The organism is Kineococcus gynurae (assembly GCF_042433995.1).
Lineage (GTDB): Bacteria > Actinomycetota > Actinomycetes > Actinomycetales > Kineococcaceae > Kineococcus > Kineococcus gynurae.
On sequence record NZ_JBHLUI010000012.1, the window covers coordinates 40,487 to 58,290 of the forward strand.

At 72.9% G+C, this 17,804-nt stretch carries 16 protein-coding genes; 10 read left to right on the forward strand and 6 right to left on the reverse strand.

Features of this window, described 5'->3' with window-relative positions; genetic code table 11:
• Positions 1-55 precede the first annotated feature (55 nt).
• The 3 genes from cysS to ACFFKU_RS16195 all read left to right on the forward strand — a co-directional run bounded on the left by cysS (position 56) and on the right by ACFFKU_RS16195 (position 3,064).
• Positions 56-1,468: a cysteine--tRNA ligase gene (gene cysS, locus ACFFKU_RS16185; protein ID WP_380139548.1), complete on the forward strand. Its 1,413-nt coding sequence runs from the start codon at positions 56-58 to the stop codon at positions 1,466-1,468.
• 3 nt (positions 1,469-1,471) lie between these two features.
• A complete protein-coding gene (gene rlmB, locus ACFFKU_RS16190; protein ID WP_380139550.1) occupies positions 1,472-2,443 on the forward strand; it encodes a 23S rRNA (guanosine(2251)-2'-O)-methyltransferase RlmB in 972 nt (323 codons plus the stop codon).
• A gap of 66 nt (positions 2,444-2,509) precedes the next feature.
• The gene (locus ACFFKU_RS16195) at positions 2,510-3,064 is read left to right on the forward strand and encodes a MarR family winged helix-turn-helix transcriptional regulator (protein ID WP_380139552.1); all 555 of its coding nucleotides are present in this window, start codon (positions 2,510-2,512) and stop codon (positions 3,062-3,064) included.
• A gap of 13 nt (positions 3,065-3,077) precedes the next feature.
• Here the strand turns inward: ACFFKU_RS16195 and ACFFKU_RS16200 are convergent, their stop codons facing one another.
• Both ACFFKU_RS16200 and ACFFKU_RS16205 read right to left on the reverse strand, forming a co-directional pair.
• Complete coding sequence (locus ACFFKU_RS16200; RefSeq protein ID WP_380139554.1) at positions 3,078-4,352, reverse strand: DUF4032 domain-containing protein; 1,275 nt, start codon at positions 4,350-4,352, stop codon at positions 3,078-3,080.
• A gap of 139 nt (positions 4,353-4,491) precedes the next feature.
• Entirely contained in the window at positions 4,492-5,568 is a 1,077-nt protein-coding gene (locus ACFFKU_RS16205; protein ID WP_380139556.1) for an ABC transporter ATP-binding protein, read from the reverse strand.
• 302 nt (positions 5,569-5,870) lie between these two features.
• Between ACFFKU_RS16205 and ACFFKU_RS16210 the strand changes: the two genes are divergently transcribed.
• Both ACFFKU_RS16210 and ACFFKU_RS16215 read left to right on the forward strand, forming a co-directional pair.
• A complete protein-coding gene (locus tag ACFFKU_RS16210) occupies positions 5,871-6,353 on the forward strand; it encodes a cation:proton antiporter regulatory subunit (RefSeq protein ID WP_380139558.1) in 483 nt (160 codons plus the stop codon).
• A gap of 7 nt (positions 6,354-6,360) precedes the next feature.
• Positions 6,361-7,572 carry a cation:proton antiporter gene (locus ACFFKU_RS16215; RefSeq protein ID WP_380139560.1) on the forward strand — a complete coding sequence of 404 codons (1,212 nt, stop codon included), beginning with the start codon at positions 6,361-6,363 and terminating at the stop codon, positions 7,570-7,572.
• Here the strand turns inward: ACFFKU_RS16215 and otsB are convergent.
• Together otsB and ACFFKU_RS16225 are read right to left on the reverse strand one after the other, a co-directional pair.
• Entirely contained in the window at positions 7,532-8,308 is a 777-nt protein-coding gene (gene otsB / locus ACFFKU_RS16220) for a trehalose-phosphatase (RefSeq protein ID WP_380139562.1), read from the reverse strand. The genes ACFFKU_RS16215 and otsB overlap by 41 nt on opposite strands.
• A complete protein-coding gene (locus ACFFKU_RS16225) occupies positions 8,305-9,750 on the reverse strand; it encodes an alpha,alpha-trehalose-phosphate synthase (UDP-forming) (protein ID WP_380139564.1) in 1,446 nt (481 codons plus the stop codon). The genes otsB and ACFFKU_RS16225 overlap by 4 nt, the downstream gene beginning before the upstream one ends.
• 150 nt (positions 9,751-9,900) lie before the next feature.
• On the opposite strand from ACFFKU_RS16225, the gene ACFFKU_RS16230 reads away from it, so the two are divergent.
• Positions 9,901-11,733, forward strand: a complete 1,833-nt coding sequence (locus tag ACFFKU_RS16230; protein WP_380139566.1) for a serine/threonine-protein kinase — start codon at positions 9,901-9,903, stop codon at positions 11,731-11,733.
• A 494-nt stretch (positions 11,734-12,227) separates the two neighbouring features.
• On the opposite strand, the gene ACFFKU_RS16235 is transcribed toward ACFFKU_RS16230, so the two are convergent.
• Positions 12,228-12,533 (reverse strand): GNAT family N-acetyltransferase, encoded by a 306-nt coding sequence (locus tag ACFFKU_RS16235; RefSeq protein ID WP_380139568.1) that lies wholly within the window; start codon positions 12,531-12,533, stop codon positions 12,228-12,230.
• A gap of 56 nt (positions 12,534-12,589) precedes the next feature.
• Here ACFFKU_RS16235 and ACFFKU_RS16240 point away from each other — a divergent pair, with 56 nt between their 5' ends.
• Positions 12,590-13,081, forward strand: a complete 492-nt coding sequence (locus tag ACFFKU_RS16240) for a DnaJ family domain-containing protein (protein WP_380139570.1) — start codon at positions 12,590-12,592, stop codon at positions 13,079-13,081.
• Positions 13,082-13,162: 81 nt separating this feature from the next.
• Here the strand turns inward: ACFFKU_RS16240 and ACFFKU_RS16245 are convergent, their stop codons facing one another.
• Positions 13,163-14,212, reverse strand: coding sequence for a LacI family DNA-binding transcriptional regulator (locus ACFFKU_RS16245; RefSeq protein ID WP_380139572.1), 1,050 nt, complete (start codon positions 14,210-14,212; stop codon positions 13,163-13,165).
• A gap of 453 nt (positions 14,213-14,665) precedes the next feature.
• Here ACFFKU_RS16245 and ACFFKU_RS16250 point away from each other — a divergent pair, with 453 nt between their 5' ends.
• The 3 genes from ACFFKU_RS16250 (at position 14,666) to ACFFKU_RS16260 (ending at position 17,790) form a co-directional block, all read left to right on the forward strand.
• Positions 14,666-15,949 carry an extracellular solute-binding protein gene (locus ACFFKU_RS16250; RefSeq protein ID WP_380140268.1) on the forward strand — a complete coding sequence of 428 codons (1,284 nt, stop codon included), beginning with the start codon at positions 14,666-14,668 and terminating at the stop codon, positions 15,947-15,949.
• Between the two features lie 83 nt (positions 15,950-16,032).
• Positions 16,033-16,878, forward strand: a complete 846-nt coding sequence (locus ACFFKU_RS16255) for a carbohydrate ABC transporter permease (protein WP_380140269.1) — start codon at positions 16,033-16,035, stop codon at positions 16,876-16,878.
• A 3-nt stretch (positions 16,879-16,881) separates the two neighbouring features.
• Positions 16,882-17,790 carry a carbohydrate ABC transporter permease gene (locus tag ACFFKU_RS16260; RefSeq protein WP_380139574.1) on the forward strand — a complete coding sequence of 303 codons (909 nt, stop codon included), beginning with the start codon at positions 16,882-16,884 and terminating at the stop codon, positions 17,788-17,790.
• Positions 17,791-17,804 lie beyond the last annotated feature (14 nt).

Genomic DNA, 17,804 nt, shown 5'->3' on the forward strand with positions numbered 1-17,804 from the left:
AGTCGTCGGCTCGGACCCGACCGGGGCCGGGCGGCCCGCCGGTAGCCTTGCCGCCGTGACCCTGCGGATCTACGACAGCGCCTCCGGTGCGGTGCGCGACTTCACGCCCCGCCGTCCCGGTTCCGTGGGGATCTACGTCTGCGGGGCGACACCGCAGGGGGCCCCGCACCTCGGGCACGTCCGGGCCCAGGTGGCCTTCGACGTGCTGCGGCGCTGGCTGCTCGCCGGTGGCCTCGACGTGACCATGGTCCGCAACGTCACCGACATCGACGACAAGATCCTGACCAAGGCCGCCGAGGCGGGCGAGGAGTGGTGGGCCCACGCCTACCGGTTCGAGCGCGAGTTCGCCGCGGCCTACGCGGCCCTCGGCGTCCTGCCCGCCACCTACGAGCCGCGGGCGACCGGCCACGTCACCGAGATGGTCGAGCTGATCGAGCGCCTGATCGGGCGCGGGCACGCCTACCCGGCGGCGGACGGTTCCGGCGACGTCTACTTCGACGTGCGCAGCTGGCCGGCCTACGGCGATCTCACCCACCAGAGCCTCGACGCCATGGAGCCCGCCACCGACGCCGACCCGCGGGGCAAGCGCGACCCGCGCGACTTCGCGCTCTGGAAGGGGGCCAAGGCGGACGAGCCGGCGACCGCGTCCTGGCCGACGCCCTGGGGGCGGGGCCGGCCCGGGTGGCACCTGGAGTGCTCGGCGATGGCCGGCCGGTACCTCGGGGCGGAGTTCGACATCCACGGCGGGGGCCTCGACCTGCGCTTCCCCCACCACGAGAACGAGCAGGCCCAGTCCCGGGCCGCGGGCGACGGCTTCGCCCGGTACTGGATGCACAACCACTTCGTGACCATGGCCGGCGAGAAGATGAGCAAGTCGCTCGGGAACGTCCTGGGCATCCCGGTCCTGCTGGCCGAGCACCGGGCCGTCGTCCTGCGGTACTACCTCGTCGCCGGGCACTACCGCTCGCACCTGGAGTACAGCGCCACCTCGCTGGTGGAGGCCGAGGCCGCCTACGGTCGGCTGGAGGGCTTCGTCCGGCGCGCAGCCGAACGGGTCGGCGCGCACGCCCCCGGGCCGGTCCCGCCGGCCTTCGCGACGGCCATGGACGACGACCTGGCCACGCCCGCGGCGCTCGCCGTCCTGCACGAGCTGGTCCGTCACGGCAACCAGGCCCTCGGCGGGTCGGACGACGGCGCGATCCGTGACACCCTGGAGCAGGTCCGCGCCGGGCTCGGCGTCCTCGGGCTCGACCCCCTCGACCCGCAGTGGTCGGGTGGGGGCGGCGACCAGGGGGCGGCCCGCGGTGCGCTGGACGTGCTGGTCCGGGCCCGCCTGGCCGACCGGTCGGCCGCCCGCGCCGCCCGGGACTTCGCCACCGCCGACGCGGTGCGCGAGGAGCTGAAGGACGCGGGCATCGTGATCGAGGACACCCCCACCGGTGCACGGTGGTCGCTGGAGGGCGAGTAACTGATGGCAGGCAATTCCCAGCGTCGCGGCGCGGTCAGCAAGGGCAAGAAGGGCCCGAGCGGCGGCACCGGCGGCAAGAACCGGCGGGCGCTGGAGGGCAAGGGGCCGACCCCCAAGGCCACCGAGCGGACCGGCCACCCCGCCGCCGCCCGCGCGGCCCGGGCCGCGCACCGGGCCGCGACCACCAACCGACCGGCCGGGCAGCGTCCCCCCGCGCGGCGCACGACGAAGAAGAGCGACGGTCCGGAGTACATCGCCGGGCGCAACTCCCTGGTCGAGGCCCTGCGCGCCGAGCTGCCCGTCACCGCGATCTACGTCGCGAGCCGGATCGACTCCGACGAGCGGGTCAAGGAGATCCTGTCCGCGGCCGGTGACCGCGGGATCCCGCTGCTGGAGGCTTCGCGCGCCGACCTCGACCGGTTGACCGAGGGGGCGGTGCACCAGGGGGTCGCCGCTTCGGTGCCGGCCTACGACTACGCCCACCCCGAGGACCTCCTGGAGATCGCCGCCGACGCGGGCCGTCCTCCGCTCATCGTGGCGCTGGACGGGGTGACCGACCCGCGCAACCTCGGGGCGGTCATCCGCTCGACCGCGGCCTTCGGCGGCCACGGCGTGGTCGTCCCCGAGCGTCGCGCGGCCGGGGTGACCGCCTCGGCCTGGAAGACCTCGGCCGGGGCCGCGGCGCGGCTCAAGGTGGCCCGGGCGACGAACCTGACCCGGACCCTGCAGGCGTACCAGGAGGCCGGGCTGTTCGTCGTCGGCCTGGACGCCGACGGTGACGTGGAGCTGCCCGACCTTCGGCTCGCCGACGGCCCGATCGTCGTCGTGGTCGGGGCCGAGGGGGCGGGGTTGTCCCGGCTCGTGCGCGAGACCTGCGACCAGGTCGTCAGCATCCCGATGAGCTCGGCGGTGGAGTCCCTCAACGCCGGGGTCGCCGCCGGGGTCGCGCTCTACGAGGTCGCGCGTCATCGTTGACCCGGGAGCGGTGGTTGCCGCGAGCTAAATGTTGAAGCTGAAAATAAAATCGGCTAGGATCCCGGGATGACCGCACCCCGCTGGCTGGACCCGGACGAGCGTCGGCTGTGGCTGCGGGTCAGCGCGCTCATCGAGCTGCTGCCGGCCGCCCTCGACGCCCAGCTGCAACGGGAGAGCGACCTCACGGCGACCGCCTACCTGGTCCTGGCGATGCTCTCGGAGGAGCCCGGTCAGTCCCTGCGGATGAGCGAGCTCGGGGCTCGGTCCAACGCCAGCCCGTCGCGGGTGTCCCACGTCGTCGCCCGGCTCGAGCGCGACGGCTACGTGCGCCGCGAACGTTCGCGCGAGGACGGTCGCGGACAGGTCGCCATCCTCACCGAGGCCGGGTGGCAGAAGGTCGTGGACTCCGCGCCCCAGCACGTCGAGCGGGTGCGCCAGCTGGTCTTCGACCCCCTCGACGCCGAGCAGCGCCGGGCGCTGGACGACGCGGCCACCCAGCTGCTCGCCGTGCTCGACCCCGACGGCCGGTTCGCGGCGACGGCGCTCTCCCGCGGGCAGTGCCCGCGCTCGGAGTCCGCGACCGCGGCCCAGATCGCGCGGCAGGGCGACGCGGCCCGCTGAGGGGGCCGAGCGCTCAGTCGTCGTCGGCGACGACCCGGATGGCCTGGGTGTCGACGCCGAGCACGGCCCGCTCGTCGGGCTTGGCGGGCAGCACCGCCACCACGTAGGAGCGCGTCGCCTCGTCGAGCCCCACGTCCCGGTGGGCCTGCTCGGAGAGGTACCACCGGTGCTCCAGCACCTCGTGGAACAGCTCCGCGGCCTCGACGCGACCGCGCAGCTCGCGGGGGACCGCCCGCTGGACGGGTTCGAAGACCTCGGCCATCCAGTCGTGGGCCACGATCTCCTCGTCGTCGCCCTGCCGTCCGCTGGCGGCCTGGTAGGCGTCGAGGTCGTTGAGCAGGCGTCGCGCCTGGTTCTCCTCGGCGTCCAACCCGGTCAGGCGCAGCAACCGGCGCGAGTGGTGCCCGGCGTCGACGACCTTCGGTTCGATGCGGACGGTCGTGCCGTCGATGTCGGTGGTGATGGCCAGCTCGTCCACGTCGAAGCCGAGGTCGTTGAGCCGCCGGATGCGCGCCTCGACGCGCCACCGTTCGCCGCGCTCGAAGGACTCCGCCTCGGTCAGCTCACCCCACAGGGCCTGGTAGCGCGAGACGATCCGGTCGGCGATGTCGATGACCTCGTCGAGGTCGGCCTCCAGGGCCTCGGAGGCGACGACGTCCATGAGCTCGCCCGCGATGTTGGTCCGCGCCAGGTCGAGGTCGTAGTTGCGCTGCCCCGGGGACAGCTCGTCGTAGAGCTCCCCGGTCTCGGCGTCCACCAGGTAGGCCGCGAAGGCCCCGGCGTCACGCCGGAAGAGCGTGTTGGACAGGGAGACGTCGCCCCAGTAGAAGCCCGTCAGGTGCAGCTTCACCAGGAGCACGGCCAGCGCGTCGACGGCCCGGCGCGCGGTGTCGGGCCGCAACGTCTGGCTGTACAGGGCCCGGTAGGGCAGGGAGTACTGCAGGTGGCGCGTCACCAGCACCGCGTTCAGCGGCTCGCCGTCACGGTCGGTCCGCCCGGTGATGACCGCGACCGGGCTCACCGAGGGGACCTCGAGGCGGTTGAGCAGCCGCAGCATCCGGTACTCGCGGTGGGCGATGTCGGCGTTGGTCTCCTTGACCGCGATGACGCGGTTGCCGACCTTGACGAACCGCACGATGTGCCGGGAGATGCCGCGGGGGAGCGCCGCCAGGTGGTGCTCGGGCCACTCCTCCAGCGGGACGTCCCACGGCAGGTCGAGCAGCTCGGGGTACGGGCGGGCCGCGGTGATCGACAGCGAGGTCGAGGTCGGCGTGGTCACGGGGGCCATCATCCCCTTCCGGGCCGGTCACGGGTGCGCGGGGTCGGTCGCGGGTGCCGGGGTCGGCGTGGGCACGAGGACACCCGGGACGCGGACAGGGCCGCCACCGCGCGACGCGGTGACGGCCCTGCCGTGGTCAGGCCTCGGATCAGTCGCCGATGCGCTGGCCCGAGTGGTGGTCGAAGAGGTGCACGTGACCCTGCTGGGGCACGAAGTGCACGACCGACCCCTTCTCCGGAGGACGGCGACCGTCGACGCGGGCGATGATCTGCAGCGCGTCGCCGCGCTCCTGCGCCAGGGTGCCGTAGATGTAGGCGTCGGCGCCGAGCTCCTCGACGACGTCCACGGTGACGGGCAGACCGGAGGAGGACAGCTCCAGGTCCTCCGGACGGACCCCGAGGACGACCTTGTCGCCGGTGCCGGCGAGGGTCGAGCGCTCGATGGGGTGCACGGTGTCGCCGAACTTCACGCCGCCGTCGGTCACGTCGAGGGTCAGCAGGTTCATGGCGGGGGAGCCGATGAACCCGGCGACGAAGACGTTGTTCGGGTGGTCGTACATGCGACGCGGGGAGTCGACCTGCTGCAGCAGACCGTCCTTGAGGACCGCGACCCGGTCGCCCATGGTCATGGCCTCGACCTGGTCGTGCGTGACGTACACGGTGGTGACACCGAGACGACGCTGCAGCGAGGCGATCTGGGTGCGGGTCTGCACGCGCAGCTTGGCGTCCAGGTTCGACAGCGGCTCGTCCATGAGGAAGACCTGCGGCTGACGCACGATGGCGCGGCCCATGGCCACACGCTGACGCTGACCACCGGAGAGCGCCTTGGGCTTGCGGGTCAGGTACTGCTCGAGGTCGAGGATCTTCGCCGCCTCCTGCACGCGACGCTTGATCTCGTCCTTGGGGGTGCCGGCGATCTTCAGGGCGAAGCCCATGTTGTCGGCGACCGTCATGTGCGGGTAGAGCGCGTAGTTCTGGAACACCATCGCGATGTCGCGGTCCTTCGGGGGGACCGTCGTGACGTCGCGGTCACCGATGAGGATGCGTCCGCCGTTGACGTCCTCGAGACCGGCGAGCATGCGCAGCGAGGTGGACTTGCCGCAGCCGGAGGGGCCGACGAGCACGAGGAACTCGCCGTCCTCGATGTGCAGGTCGAGCGCGTCGACGGCGGGCTTGTCGCCCCCGGGGTACAGACGCGTGGCCTTGTCGTACGTGACCGTAGCCATGGTTCAGTCGTTCCTTCCACCGGCAGGTACGTGCCGGACGATCCGTCGTGGAATGGACCCGGTCGGCCCGCAGGCGTCCCGGGGGATGGAGTTGTACCGCAGCGGGGACCGGAGGGTCCGCGACAACGGTGTCGCGGATCGTCCTCACCGGCGGGGCCGGGGAGCGCGACGTCGCGATGCCCAGATTCTTGACGACGACGGGCCCTCGCGTCCAGGAATGTGACCGAGGCAACAGTCGTTGACGACCGCGGGTGCCGTCCGGGCGGACGGACGGGCCGTCGACGAGGGGGACACTGGGGAACGTGGACCTGGAAGAGACCAAACTGCCCGGGGTCGGGCTCCGGCACGACTTCACCACCGCGCGCGGGCGGCGCATCGGCGTGATCTCGCAGCGCAACGGGGAGCGCGAGCTGCTCGTGTACTCCCTGGACGACCCCGACGCCTGCCACTCGGTCGTCGACCTCGACGCCGACGAGGCGGAGGTGCTGGCCGAGCTGCTCGGCCAGCCGCGGGTGATCGAACGCCTCGCCCGCCTGCGCGAGCAGATCGAGGGGCTCGCGACCGAGGGGATCTACGTCGAGAAGGGGTCGCCGTTCGCCGGACGGACGCTGGCCGACGCGCAGATCCGCAGCCGCACCGGCGCCTCCGTGGTGGCCCTCGTGCGCAACGGGGAGGTCATCCCCTCCCCGGCCCCCGCCCAGGAGTTCCGGGCCGGGGACAAGATCGTCGTGGTGGGGACCACCGAGGGCGTGCGCGCCACCGCCCAGCTGCTCAGCCAGGGCTGACCCGCGCGTGCACACCGCCGCGCTCCTGCTGGAACTCGGGGCCATCATCTTCGGCCTCGGGCTGGTCGGCCGGCTGGCCGGGCGGCTGGGCATCTCACCCGTGCCGCTCTACCTGCTGGCCGGCCTCGCGTTCGGCGTCGGCGGCTTCGTCCCGCTGTCGACGCCCGAGGGTTTCCTCGACGCCGCCAGCGAGATCGGCGTGGTCATGCTCCTGCTGCTGCTCGGCCTGGAGTACGAGGCCGACGACCTGCTCGGGAACCTCCGCCGGCAGGCCCCGGTGGGGCTGCTGGACCTGTTCCTGAACGGGTTGCCCGGTGCGGCCATCGGGTTGCTGCTCGGGTACGGCCCGGTGGGGGCGCTGGCCCTGTTCGGCATCACCGCGGTGTCCTCCTCCGGGATCGTGGCCAAGGTCCTCGACGACCTGGGCCGGCTGGGCAACCGTGAGACGCCGGCGGTCCTCGGGATCCTCGTCCTGGAGGACCTCGGGATGGCGGTCTACCTGCCCGTGCTCACCGCCGTGCTGGCCGCCTCGACCGTCTGGGACGCGACGGGTTCGGTGCTGATCGCGCTGGCCTGCCTCGCGGTCGCGCTCTTCGTCGCCCTGCGTTTCGGCGCGACCATCAGCCGGTTCGTCTCCGGTCAGTCCGGCGAGGTGACGCTGCTGCGGGTGCTCGGCCTGGCGCTGCTGGTGGCGGGTTTCGCCGAGCAGGTCCACGTCTCGGCCGCGGTCGGGTCGTTCCTGCTGGGGATCAGTCTGTCCAGCGATCTCGACGAGGGCACCCGGCACCGGTTGGAACCGTTGCGCGACCTGTTCGCCGCGGTGTTCTTCGTGAGTTTCGGGTTGACCACCGACCCTCGCGCGCTGCCCCCCGTGCTGCTGCCCGCCGCGGCCCTCGTCGTCATCGGGATCGTCACGAAACTGCTCACCGGCTGGATGGCCGCCGAGCGCGCCGGGATCGCCGTCCCCGGCCGCATCCGGGCCGGGGCCGCGCTCATCCCCCGCGGGGAGTTCTCGATCGTCATCGCCGGGCTCGCCACCGCGGCCGGGGTCGACCCGCGGCTCGGGGCCCTGGCCGCCGCCTACGTGCTGGCGATGGCCGTGCTCGGCCCGCTGCTGGCCCGTGCCGCCGACCCCGTCGGGCGCTGGGTCGTGCGGCGCCGGCGCGAGAAGGCGGCCCTCAGCCTCGACCCGCGGCGCGCGAGCGGGCCAGGGCGCTGAGCAGCGCGGCCACCTCGGGCGGGCCGTCCACCCGGTGCTCGGCCAGCGTCGCGCCCTCCCCGACCTTGATGCGGACGTCGCCGGCCGCCGGGTCGAGAGCGGCGAAGGCGTCCTCGTCGGTCACGTCGTCGCCCGCGTAGAGCACGGCCTCGACGGGCACGTCGGCCGAGAGCTGCTCGCGCAACCGCCGCAGACCCGAGCCCTTGCCGAGCGCGACCGCGCCGAGCTCGACGACCTCCTTGCCCGCCAACGGGTGCACCCCGGTCCAGGTACCGGGCCCCTCCAGCGCGGCCGCGGTCGCCGCGGCCGCGACGTCGCGGGCGGCCCGGCGCGTGTGCAGCACGACCGACATGGGTTTGCGCTCGGCGTGGGTGCCGGGGTGGGCGGCCACGATCGCCTCGACGGCCTCCCGCAGCCGGGCGTGCAGGGCGGCCTCGGCGACGGACAGCTCCAGCGGGGCGGTCCCGAGCGAGCTCTGCGTGCCGTGCCCGCCGACGAGCACGACGCCCGCGGGTGGCTGCGCGCGGGCACGCAGGTCGTCGATGTCGCGCCCGGACACCAGGGCCACGTCGACCCCCGCGGCGACCAGGGCGGCGAGGGCGTCCGCGGCCTCGGGCAGCGGCGCGGCGGCCGCGGGGTCCTCGACGATGGGGGAGAGGACCCCGTCGAAGTCGAGGGCGACGAGGACCCGGCCCCGCGCGGCGAGACCGTCCAGCGCCTCCGTCAGCCCGCTCACGCGGGGTCCTCCGCCCGGTCCACGCTCTCGATGCCCCGGGTCCCCGCGTGCTCCTCCAGCGCCTGCAGGAAGGTGGTCGCCCAGCGCTGCACGTCGTGCTCCTGCACCCGCCGGCGCAGCGCCCGCATGCGACGCCCGGCCTCGCGCGGCGACATGCGCAGGGCCCGCACGACCGTCTCCTTGAGGCCGTCGATGTCGTGCGGGTTCACCAGCAGGGCCTGGCCGAACTCGTCGGCGGCCCCGGTGAACTCCGACAGCACGAGGACCCCGCGCTCGTCGTGCCGGGCGGCCACGTACTCCTTGGCCACGAGGTTCATGCCGTCGCGCAGGGCGGTGACGAGCATGACGTCGGCGGCCAGGAACAGCGCCGCCATCTCCTCCTTGTCGTAGGAGTGGTGCAGGTAGTGCACGGCGCGGTGGGCGATGGTCGAGTGGGTCCCGTTGATCCGCCCGACGATCACCTCGACGTCCTGGCGCAGCTGCACGTACTGCTCGACGCGTTCCCGGCTGGGCGTGGCCACCTGGACCAGGGCCGCCTCCGAGGCCTGCACCTTCTCGTCGGCCAGCAGCTCCTCGAACGCCTTGAGCCGGTGCGGGATGCCCTTGGTGTAGTCGAGCCGGTCGATGCCCAGCAGGACGAACTGCGGGTCGCCGAGGTCCCGGCGGATCTCCGCGGCCCGGGCCTTCACGCCCTCGGTCTGCGCCAGGTCGCTGAGGGCCCGGAAGTCGATGGAGATCGGGAACGAGGCGGCCCGGACCTCCCGGCCGCCCTCGGCGTCGAGCCGGATCCGGCCCGAGCGCGCCGGCAACCCCTTGGCCCGTCGGCAGGCCCGGGTGAAGTTCGCCGCGTCGGCCGCCCGCTGGAAGCCGACCAGGTCCGCACCCAGCAGCCCGTCGATGATCGCCGCGCGCCACGGCAGCTGCGCGAAGATCTCGAAGGGCGGGAACGGGATGTGGTTGAAGAACCCGATGTGCAGGTCGGGGCGGAGCTCGCGCAGCATCTGCGGCACCAGCTGCAGCTGGTAGTCCTGGACCCAGACGGTGGCCCGCTCGGCCGCCTGCTCCGCGGCCCGCTCGGCGAAGCGGCGGTTGACCCGGACGTAGCTCTCCCACCACCGCCGGTGGTAGTCCGGGGCCACGATCACGTCGTGGTAGAGCGGCCAGAGGGTTCCGTTGGAGAAGCCCTCGTAGTACTCCTCGACCTCGGTCTCGGACAGTCCGATCGGGACGCACCGCACGCCCTCGGCGTCGAACGGTTCCGGCGGGTCACCGGGCGAACCCGCCCAGCCGACCCAGGCGCCGTCCTCGCGCTGCATGACGGGCTCCAGCGCGGTGACCAGACCGCCCGGGCTGCGCCGCCACGCCGTCGTGCCGTCCGCCTCGGTGACGCGGTCGACCGGGAGCCGGTTCGCCACCACCACCAGGTCGTAATCGCCGGCCATGCCGTGACCACCCTCCGTGCTCGTCTGCGGCGACCCTACCGGGGGGCCGGTCGGGCCACCCGTCGCCGCCCGGGCCGGGCCGGACCCCCGTCGGCCCGCCCCCGCCGCAGGTCCCGGACACCGTCAGGTGCCTCGCGTACCGTGGGGGTCGTGGTCACCCCTCACCCGAACTCCCTCGGCGACGCGATGACGCGTCCCGTCGGCAGGGGGAGCCACCCGGCCCCGGGGACGCGGCTCGGGGACTACCGCCTCGACCGGGTCATCGGTGAGGGCGGCATGGGGGTCGTCTACCTCGGTCTGGACGCCGAGCACCACGTCGTGGCCGTCAAGGTCCTCAAACCCCACATCGCGGGCGACCCCCAGGCCCGGCAACGGCTCGCCCGCGAGGTGTCCACGCTCGAACGTGTCCGCTCGCCCCGCGTCGCCGAGGTCATCGCCGCCGACGTGGACGGCCCCTGGCCGCACCTGGTGACCCGCTACGTGCCCGGCCCCTCGCTGGAGACCGTCATCGCCGAGTCCGGGCCGCTGCGCGGGCCGGCCCTGCGCGAGCTGGGCCACGGGCTGGCCGAGGCGCTCACCGCCATCCACCGCGCGGGCGTCGTCCACCGGGACCTCAAACCCGCCAACGTGCTGCTGCTCGACGGCCGTCCCGTCGTCATCGACTTCGGCATCGCCCACGTCGCCGACGACGTCCGGCTCACCTCGACCGGCCTGGTCATGGGCACCCCCGGGTACCTCTCGCCGGAGGTCGTCGCGGGCGGCACCGTGTCCCCGGCCACCGACTGGTGGGGCTGGGCCGCGACGACCGCCTACGCCGCCACCGGGCGACCGCCCTTCGGTCGGGGCCCGATGGAGGCCGTCCTCGACCGGGTGCGCCGCGCCGACGTCGACCTGGCCGGGCTGTCCACCCCGCTGCGCGACGGGCTGCTGGCGGCGCTCGCGGTCAACCCCGCCCACCGCCCCTCCCCGCAGGAGATCCTGCGCGTCCTCGACGAGGTCGCCGCCGGGTCCGACGGGCGGACCTCGGCCTTGACCCACGGGGACCCGTCCTCCCGCTTCGCCTCCCTGATCGCTCCCGAGGAGGAGCGACCGCCCGCCGACGCGCAGCCGACGGCGGCGTTCGGGACCGGGGTCGGTCCGGACGCGACGACGGTCCTCCCGGCCTACCGTCCCGCCCCGACCGGCCCGGCCGCCTCCGGTGCCGCGCCGGCCGTCCCGCCCCCCGGCCCGCCGGCGGACGCGACCGCGCAGCTCCCGCGCGTGCAGCAGGCCCCGCCGGGCTGGATCCCGTCGGCGCCCGGCCCGGACCCGGCCCGACGACCGGTCCCGCCGCCGGTCGCGCCGACCCCCGGTCGCGGTCGGCCCGCCGGTCAGGCGGGCCCGCCGCTCGGCACGAACGGGCAACCGGCCCGTCCGCAGCGCACCTGGACGATCGCGGCCGGGTTGCTCGCCCTCGTGGGCGTCTTCGCCGTGGCCCCCACCGCGGGCCTCGTCATCGCCGTGCTCGGCGCGACCCTGTTCCGCACCGTCGACCGGACCGCGGCGGGGTTGTTCCGGCGTCGGTGGGAGGCCGGGCCCCGGGCCAGCGACGCCTGGGTGGCCGGGTTCAGCGCGCCGTGGAACGTCCTGCGCTCGTTGCTCAGCACCCTGCTGGCCTCGATCCTGCCCGTTCTGGTGGGGATCAGTGGCGCGTTCCTGGCCGGGCTCATCGCGGGGCAAGGGGTCGTGGACCGCCCCGACCGTCCCGTCCTGCTCGCCCTCGGCGGGCTGCTCGGTCTGCTCACCGGCTGGTTCGGGCCGGGCGGGGCCTCCCTGCAACGCGGTACCCGGGTCTCCGTCCGCCGCGTCCTCGCCGGCGAGCGCGCGACCGGGATCGTCGTCGGGATCCTGCTGCTCGTCGCCGTCGCCGCCGTGATCACCGCGGCGGGGGGATCCACGCCGGACTGGTACCCGCTGCCGGGGTCCCCGGTCGACCTGCTCTGACCCGCCCGTGGACCGCGGCCGGCGGAGACGCACACCGGCAGGAGCGTCGTCCGCTCGCGCTGAAGGTGATGGCGGAGTGGGACGACGGTGACCCGGCCTGGGACACGGACTCCGACCACTACGGTCCGGTCGACCTGGCCGCCCTCGGGGTGAGCGCCGACCTCGTGGCCCGGCTCCGGGCGTGAAAGGCGCGCTTCGAGGCCGTCGCCCGGACCGACTTCCGTTTCGCCGACGCGGAGGAGGAGCGGGCGTGGCAGGCCGAGGGGCTCCGGCTGGCCCACGCGCTGCGGGACGAGCTGTTCGACGTCGAGGTCAGCTACGTCGAGGACGGTGACGACCGGCCCCTGCGGGAACGCCGGGGCCGCTGAGCCGTGCCCCGCCGCTGCGACCCCGTCGGGGGAACCGTCAGACCGCCAGGTCGTCGATCACCTCCTTGGCGTCGCGCAGCCCCAGCCGCGGGTCCTCCTCCCGGACCGCCCACGGCGGCCACGCCCCTACCGGGGCGCGAGCACGTCGGCGAAGTCCTCCGCGTGCCGTCGCGCGTGCAGGCGGACGAAGGAGCAGGCCGGGACGATGCGCAGCCCTCGTTCGCGGGCGTCGCGGAAGGCCGCGTCGACGAGCGTGGTCGCCAGGCCCTGGTTCTCGTGGGCGGGCAGCACCTCGGTGTGGGTCATCGTGAGGCTGCGTCCGGTCTCGACGAAGTCGGCGATCGCGACCAGCTCCCCGTCGAGGCGCCCCTCGAAGCGCGACGCCTCGTCGTTGCGGGTGACGCGGAAACCGGCGGAACCAGGCTGAGTCATGCCGGGACAACAACGCCGCGGCTGCGTCCGCTTCCCGGCTCGGCGACGATGGGTCGGTGGACCGCAAACCGCCGCACGTGACCTTCGAAGACTGGGTGGAACGCCTCGTCCGCGAGGCGACCGAGCGCGGTGAGTTCGACGGGTTGCGCGGGGCCGGGCAGCCGCTGCCCGGATTGGACAAGCCGTTCTCGGGCGAGGACTGGGCGGCGGCGAAGGCCCGGGCCGAGGACCTCGACGTCTCGGCGATGCTGCCGCCCTACCTCGCCTTCCGGCTGGAACGGGCCCGCCTGGTGGAGTCGATGCCCGCCCGGGCCGACGAGCACGCGGTGACGGTCGTCGTCGAGGACTTCAACGAGCGGTTGCTGGCCGAGTACCGCCGCCCGCAGCTCGGCGTTCCCCTCGCGACCCCGTTGCTCGACCGCGAGCGGTGCCTGGCCGCCTGGCGCGCGGCCAACCCCGCCCCGCCCGCGCCCGAGGTCCACCCCGCGCCCACCGACCCGGCGCCGCGCCCGCGCCGGTGGTGGCGGCGGCGGCGCCCGCCGGGGTGAGGGCCGGCAGAGGGGGACCCTGCGCCCGGTGATCGAGCACAAGGCCCCCTGTGCCGTTCACGAAGGCGACGGGGCGGACGGTCAGCGGGGGGCGGGGCCGGTGGAGCCGCGGACGACGAGCTGGGTGGCGAGCTCGACGTGGTGGGAGTCGAGCGTCTCGCCCGCGGCCATCCGCAGGACGGTCCGCAGGGCGACCCGACCCATCTCGTGCAGCGGCTGGCGGATGACGGTCAGCGGCGGGGTCGCCGCGGCGGCGAGCTCGGTGTCGTCGAACCCGGTGACGCTCAGGTCGTCGGGGACGCGCAGGCCCCGGCGGCGGGCCGCCTCGATGACCCCGAGGGCGATCGAGTCGCTCCCGGCCACGATGCCGGTCGGCGGGTCGGGCAGGGCCAGGATCCGTGCCCCGAGCTCCAGCCCGCACTCGTAGTCGAAGTTCTGGTTGCCGATCAGCTCGGGGCGCGGGTGCACCCCGGCGACCTCGTGCGCGGCCCGGTAGCCGTGCAGACGGGCCTGGTTGCAGCCGGACTTCGGGGGCCCGCCGACGTAGCCGATCCGCCGGTGGCCGAGCCCGAGCAGGTGCTGGGTGGCGGTGAATCCACCGGTGAAGTTCGTCGACCCGACGCTGGTCACCGAGCTGCGCGGGAGGTTCACCGGGTCGATGACCACGAGCGGCAGTCCCACCTCGGCCAGGGCGTCCACGTGGTCGCCGGTGAGCTCGCCGGTCACGACGACGACCCCGGCCCGCCCGGCGACCTTCAGCTCGCGCGCCCAGACCCCGGGCGCCCGGCCCAGGCGGGAGGCGTCCTGCATCTTCCCGACGACGACCGACGTCCCGGACTCGGCGCCCTCGGTGATCACCCCGTCGACGACCTCGGTGGCGTAGGCAGCGAACACCCCGTTGATGAGGAACTCCACCGTGGTCCCGGCCGCGACCCGGCGGGTGGTGGGGGAGGCGTAGTCGTGCTGGCGCAGCAGGGCCTGGACGTGGGCACGGGTCTGCTCGGCCACGTCGTCGCGCCCGTTGACCACCTTGGACACGGTGGCGACCGACACCCCGGCCGAGGCCGCGATGGTCGCCAGGGTGGGTCGGGTCGTCCGACGGGCGGCCGGCGTCCCTGCCGAACTCGTCATGGCTGGCTCCTGCCTCTGGTCTGGACACGCCAGTGCCGGGTGGTCCCGCGCGGATCGGATGATCGTCACCGGTGGTTGCGGGGAGCGTAGGTGACCGCACCGCGTCGTCGCACCATAAGCCCACGAAAGTTTTCGAGACAAGGGACCGAAGCGATCGATCTCCCGCCGGTCCTGTGGGACGGTCCGAACTGCTGAACGGCGTCGTTCCGATACCTCGACTGGACCGTTAGCGACTCGTGACCCCGTCTCCCGCAGTCGTGCTTGACGTCCTCGGAAGGGGCGTCCTATGGTCCGGGGACGGACTTCCTAGCGAAATCTTTCGACAGGAATCGGCAAGCAGCGCGGGGTGGCGCACGGGCCCCCCGTCGGGACGCCGCGACGACGCGGCCCGGCTCAACGGAGATCGACGTGGATCAGAACCGAACTTCTCGACGGTCCTTCCTGGCCCTGGCGATGGCGGCGCCCGTCGGTGCGGGTGTCCTCGCCTCGTGCGGGGGGTCCTCGGGCCCGGGGCAGGCCGCCGAGGGTGGGGCCAGCATCTGGATCCTCACCGGGGCGCCCGGTGAGGCGATCCGCACGGCCGGCATCAAGGCCTTCAACGACGCCAACGCCGACACCCAGCTGGCCTCGACCGCCTTCCAGAACGACGCGTTCAAGACCAAGATCCGTACCGCCATCGGGGCCAACCAGGCCCCGACCCTGATCTGGACCTGGGGCGGCGGCGGTCTGGCCGACTACGTGAAGAACGACCAGGTCGAGGACCTGACCTCGTGGTTCGACGAGAACAGCGACTACAAGAGCAAGCTGTTCACCAGCGCCTTCGCGGCGGCCACCGTCGAGGACAAGATCTACGCGGTCCCGAACGAGACCGTCTCGCCGATCGTCATGTACTACAACAAGCGCGTCTTCGACAAGGTCGGCGCCGCCCTCCCCACCACCTGGGAGGAGGTCATGGCCCTGGTGCCGCAGTTCAACGCCGCCGGTGTCGCCCCGTTCTCCCTGGGCGGGCAGTCGCGCTGGACCAACATGATGTGGCTGGAGTTCCTCTTCGACCGCATCGGCGGGCCGGAGCTGTTCGACGCCATCTACAAGGGCGAGGCGAACTCGTGGTCGGCCCCCGAGGCGATCCAGGCCCTCACGATGGTCCAGGACCTGGTCAAGGCCAACGGGTTCATCAACGGTTTCGAGTCGATCACCGCCGACTCCAACGCCGACCTGGCCGTGCTCTACACCGACAAGGCCGCCATGATGCTCCACGGCGCCTGGACCTACGGCAGCATGAAGTCCGAGGGCGGCGACTTCGTCAGCGGCGGCAACCTGGCGTGGAGCAACTTCCCGTCCGTGCAGGGCGGCAAGGGTGACCCGAACAACACGGTCGGCAACCCCGCCTCCTACTACGCCATCTCCTCCAAGGCGACCGACGAGCAGAAGGAGGTCGCCAAGAAGTACTGCGCCGACATCCTGAACTCCGAGGACCAGAACAAGCTCTGGGTCGAGAACGGCAACGTCCCGATCGTCAACGGGTCCGACAGCCTGTTCGCCGGCTCCGAGGACGAGGACTTCCTCAAGTTCATCTACGACACCGCCTCGGCGGCCCCCTACTTCGGTCAGTCCTGGGACCAGGCCCTGTCCCCGGCCGCGGCCGAGGCCCTGCTGAACAACATCGAGCAGCTGTTCGGCCTGACCATCACGCCGCAGCAGTTCGCCGACAACATGAACGCGGTCCTCGGGCAGTGACCGCGGTGAGCACGGCGGCCCCCGGGGCCGCCCGAAACCAGGTTCCTGTGGCCACGGGGCGCAAGACCGGCTCCCTGGCCTGGATGACCCTGCCGGCCCTGCTCATGTTCCTGGCCTTCGGGATCGTCCCCCTCCTCGGGGTCTTCTACCTCAGTTTCATGAGGTGGGACGGCATCGGCGCGATCACCCCCGCGGGCCTCGACAACTGGTCCGCCGTGCTCACCGACCCCTCGCTGCTCTCGGCGCTGTGGAAGACCTTCCTGGTGATGATCCTCTCCTGGGCGGTGCAGACCCCGATCAGCCTGCTGCTGGGGGTCTTCATCGCCGGGCACCAGCGGTACCGGGCGGTCCTCGCGGTCGTCTACTTCGTGCCGCTGCTGCTCAGCGCGGCCGCCATCTCCATCGCCTACAAGGCGCTGCTCGACCCGAACTTCGGTCTGGGGGCCGGCCTGGGCATCGGCTGGCTGCGGCAGAACTGGCTCGGCGAGCCCGCGCTGGCCATGGGCGTCGTGGTGTTCATCGTGAGCTGGCAGTTCGTGCCGTTCCACTCCCTCATCTACCAAGGCGGGGTCCGGCAGATCCCCACCTCGATGTACGAGGCCGCCCAGATCGACGGGGCGAGCCGGGTCCGGCAGTTCTTCTCGATCACGCTGCCGCAGCTCAAGTACACGATCATCACGTCCTCGACGCTCATGGTCGTCGGGTCGCTGACCTTCTTCGACCTGATCTTCGTGCTCACCGGGGGTGGCCCCTCCGACGCGACCCGGGTGCTGGCCCTCGACATGTACCTGCGCGGTTTCCGGTCCAGCGACATGGGGTCGGCCAGCGTCATCGCGGTCATCCTCGTGCTCGTGGGCCTGGCCCTCGCGCTGCTGCTGCGCCGCCTCGGCGGCAAGGACGCGAACTCCAGCCAGTTGGAAGGGGCCTGAGCCATGGCGACCGACACCGTGAGCGGCATCCCCAGCGGGACCTCGGCCGGCGCCCCGCAGGGCGGCTCCCGCCCCACGCGCAAGGGCGGCAGCACGTCGCGCCCCAACATCCCCGCCGGGGTGGTGAGCATCTTCTGGCTGCTCATCGTCGTGGTGCCGATCTACTGGATCGTCATCACCAGCTTCAAGACCTCCGCGGGCTACTACGGCTCCAACCCGATGGCCCCGCCGACCTCGCCGTCGCTGGACAACTACCAGCTCGTCCTGGCCTCGGACTTCGCCCGCTACTTCATGAACTCGGTCATCGTCACCGTCGGGGCCGTCGTCCCGGCCGTGCTGATGTCGTTCATGTGCGCCTTCGCCATCGTGCGGGGCGGCGGCGGACGCTTCCTGCGCTCGGTCAACTCCCTGTTCCTCATGGGGCTGGCCATCCCGCTGCAGGCGACGATCATCCCGGTCTACCTGATCATCATCAAGCTCGAGCTCTACAACACGCTCCAGGCGCTCATCCTCCCCTCGATCGCCTTCGCGCTGCCGCTGACGATCCTCATCCTGTCCAACTTCATCCGCGACGTCCCGAACGAGTTGTTCGAGTCGATGCGGCTGGACGGCTGCAGCGAGTGGGGGACGATGTGGCGGTTGGCCTTCCCGCTCACCAAGCCGGCGCTGGTGACGGTCACCATCTACCAGGGGCTGCAGGTCTGGAACTCGTTCCTGCTGCCGTTGGTGCTGACCGACCGGCCCGACCTGCGGGTGCTGCCGCTGGCGCTGTGGTCCTTCCAGGGCCAGTACTCCGTCAACATCCCGGCCGTGCTCGCCTCGGTGGTCCTCACCACCCTCCCGATCCTGGTGCTCTATATCGTGGGGCGTCGCCAGTTGCTCTCCGGCCTCACCGCCGGGTTCTCCAAGTGACACTGAGAGGTTCC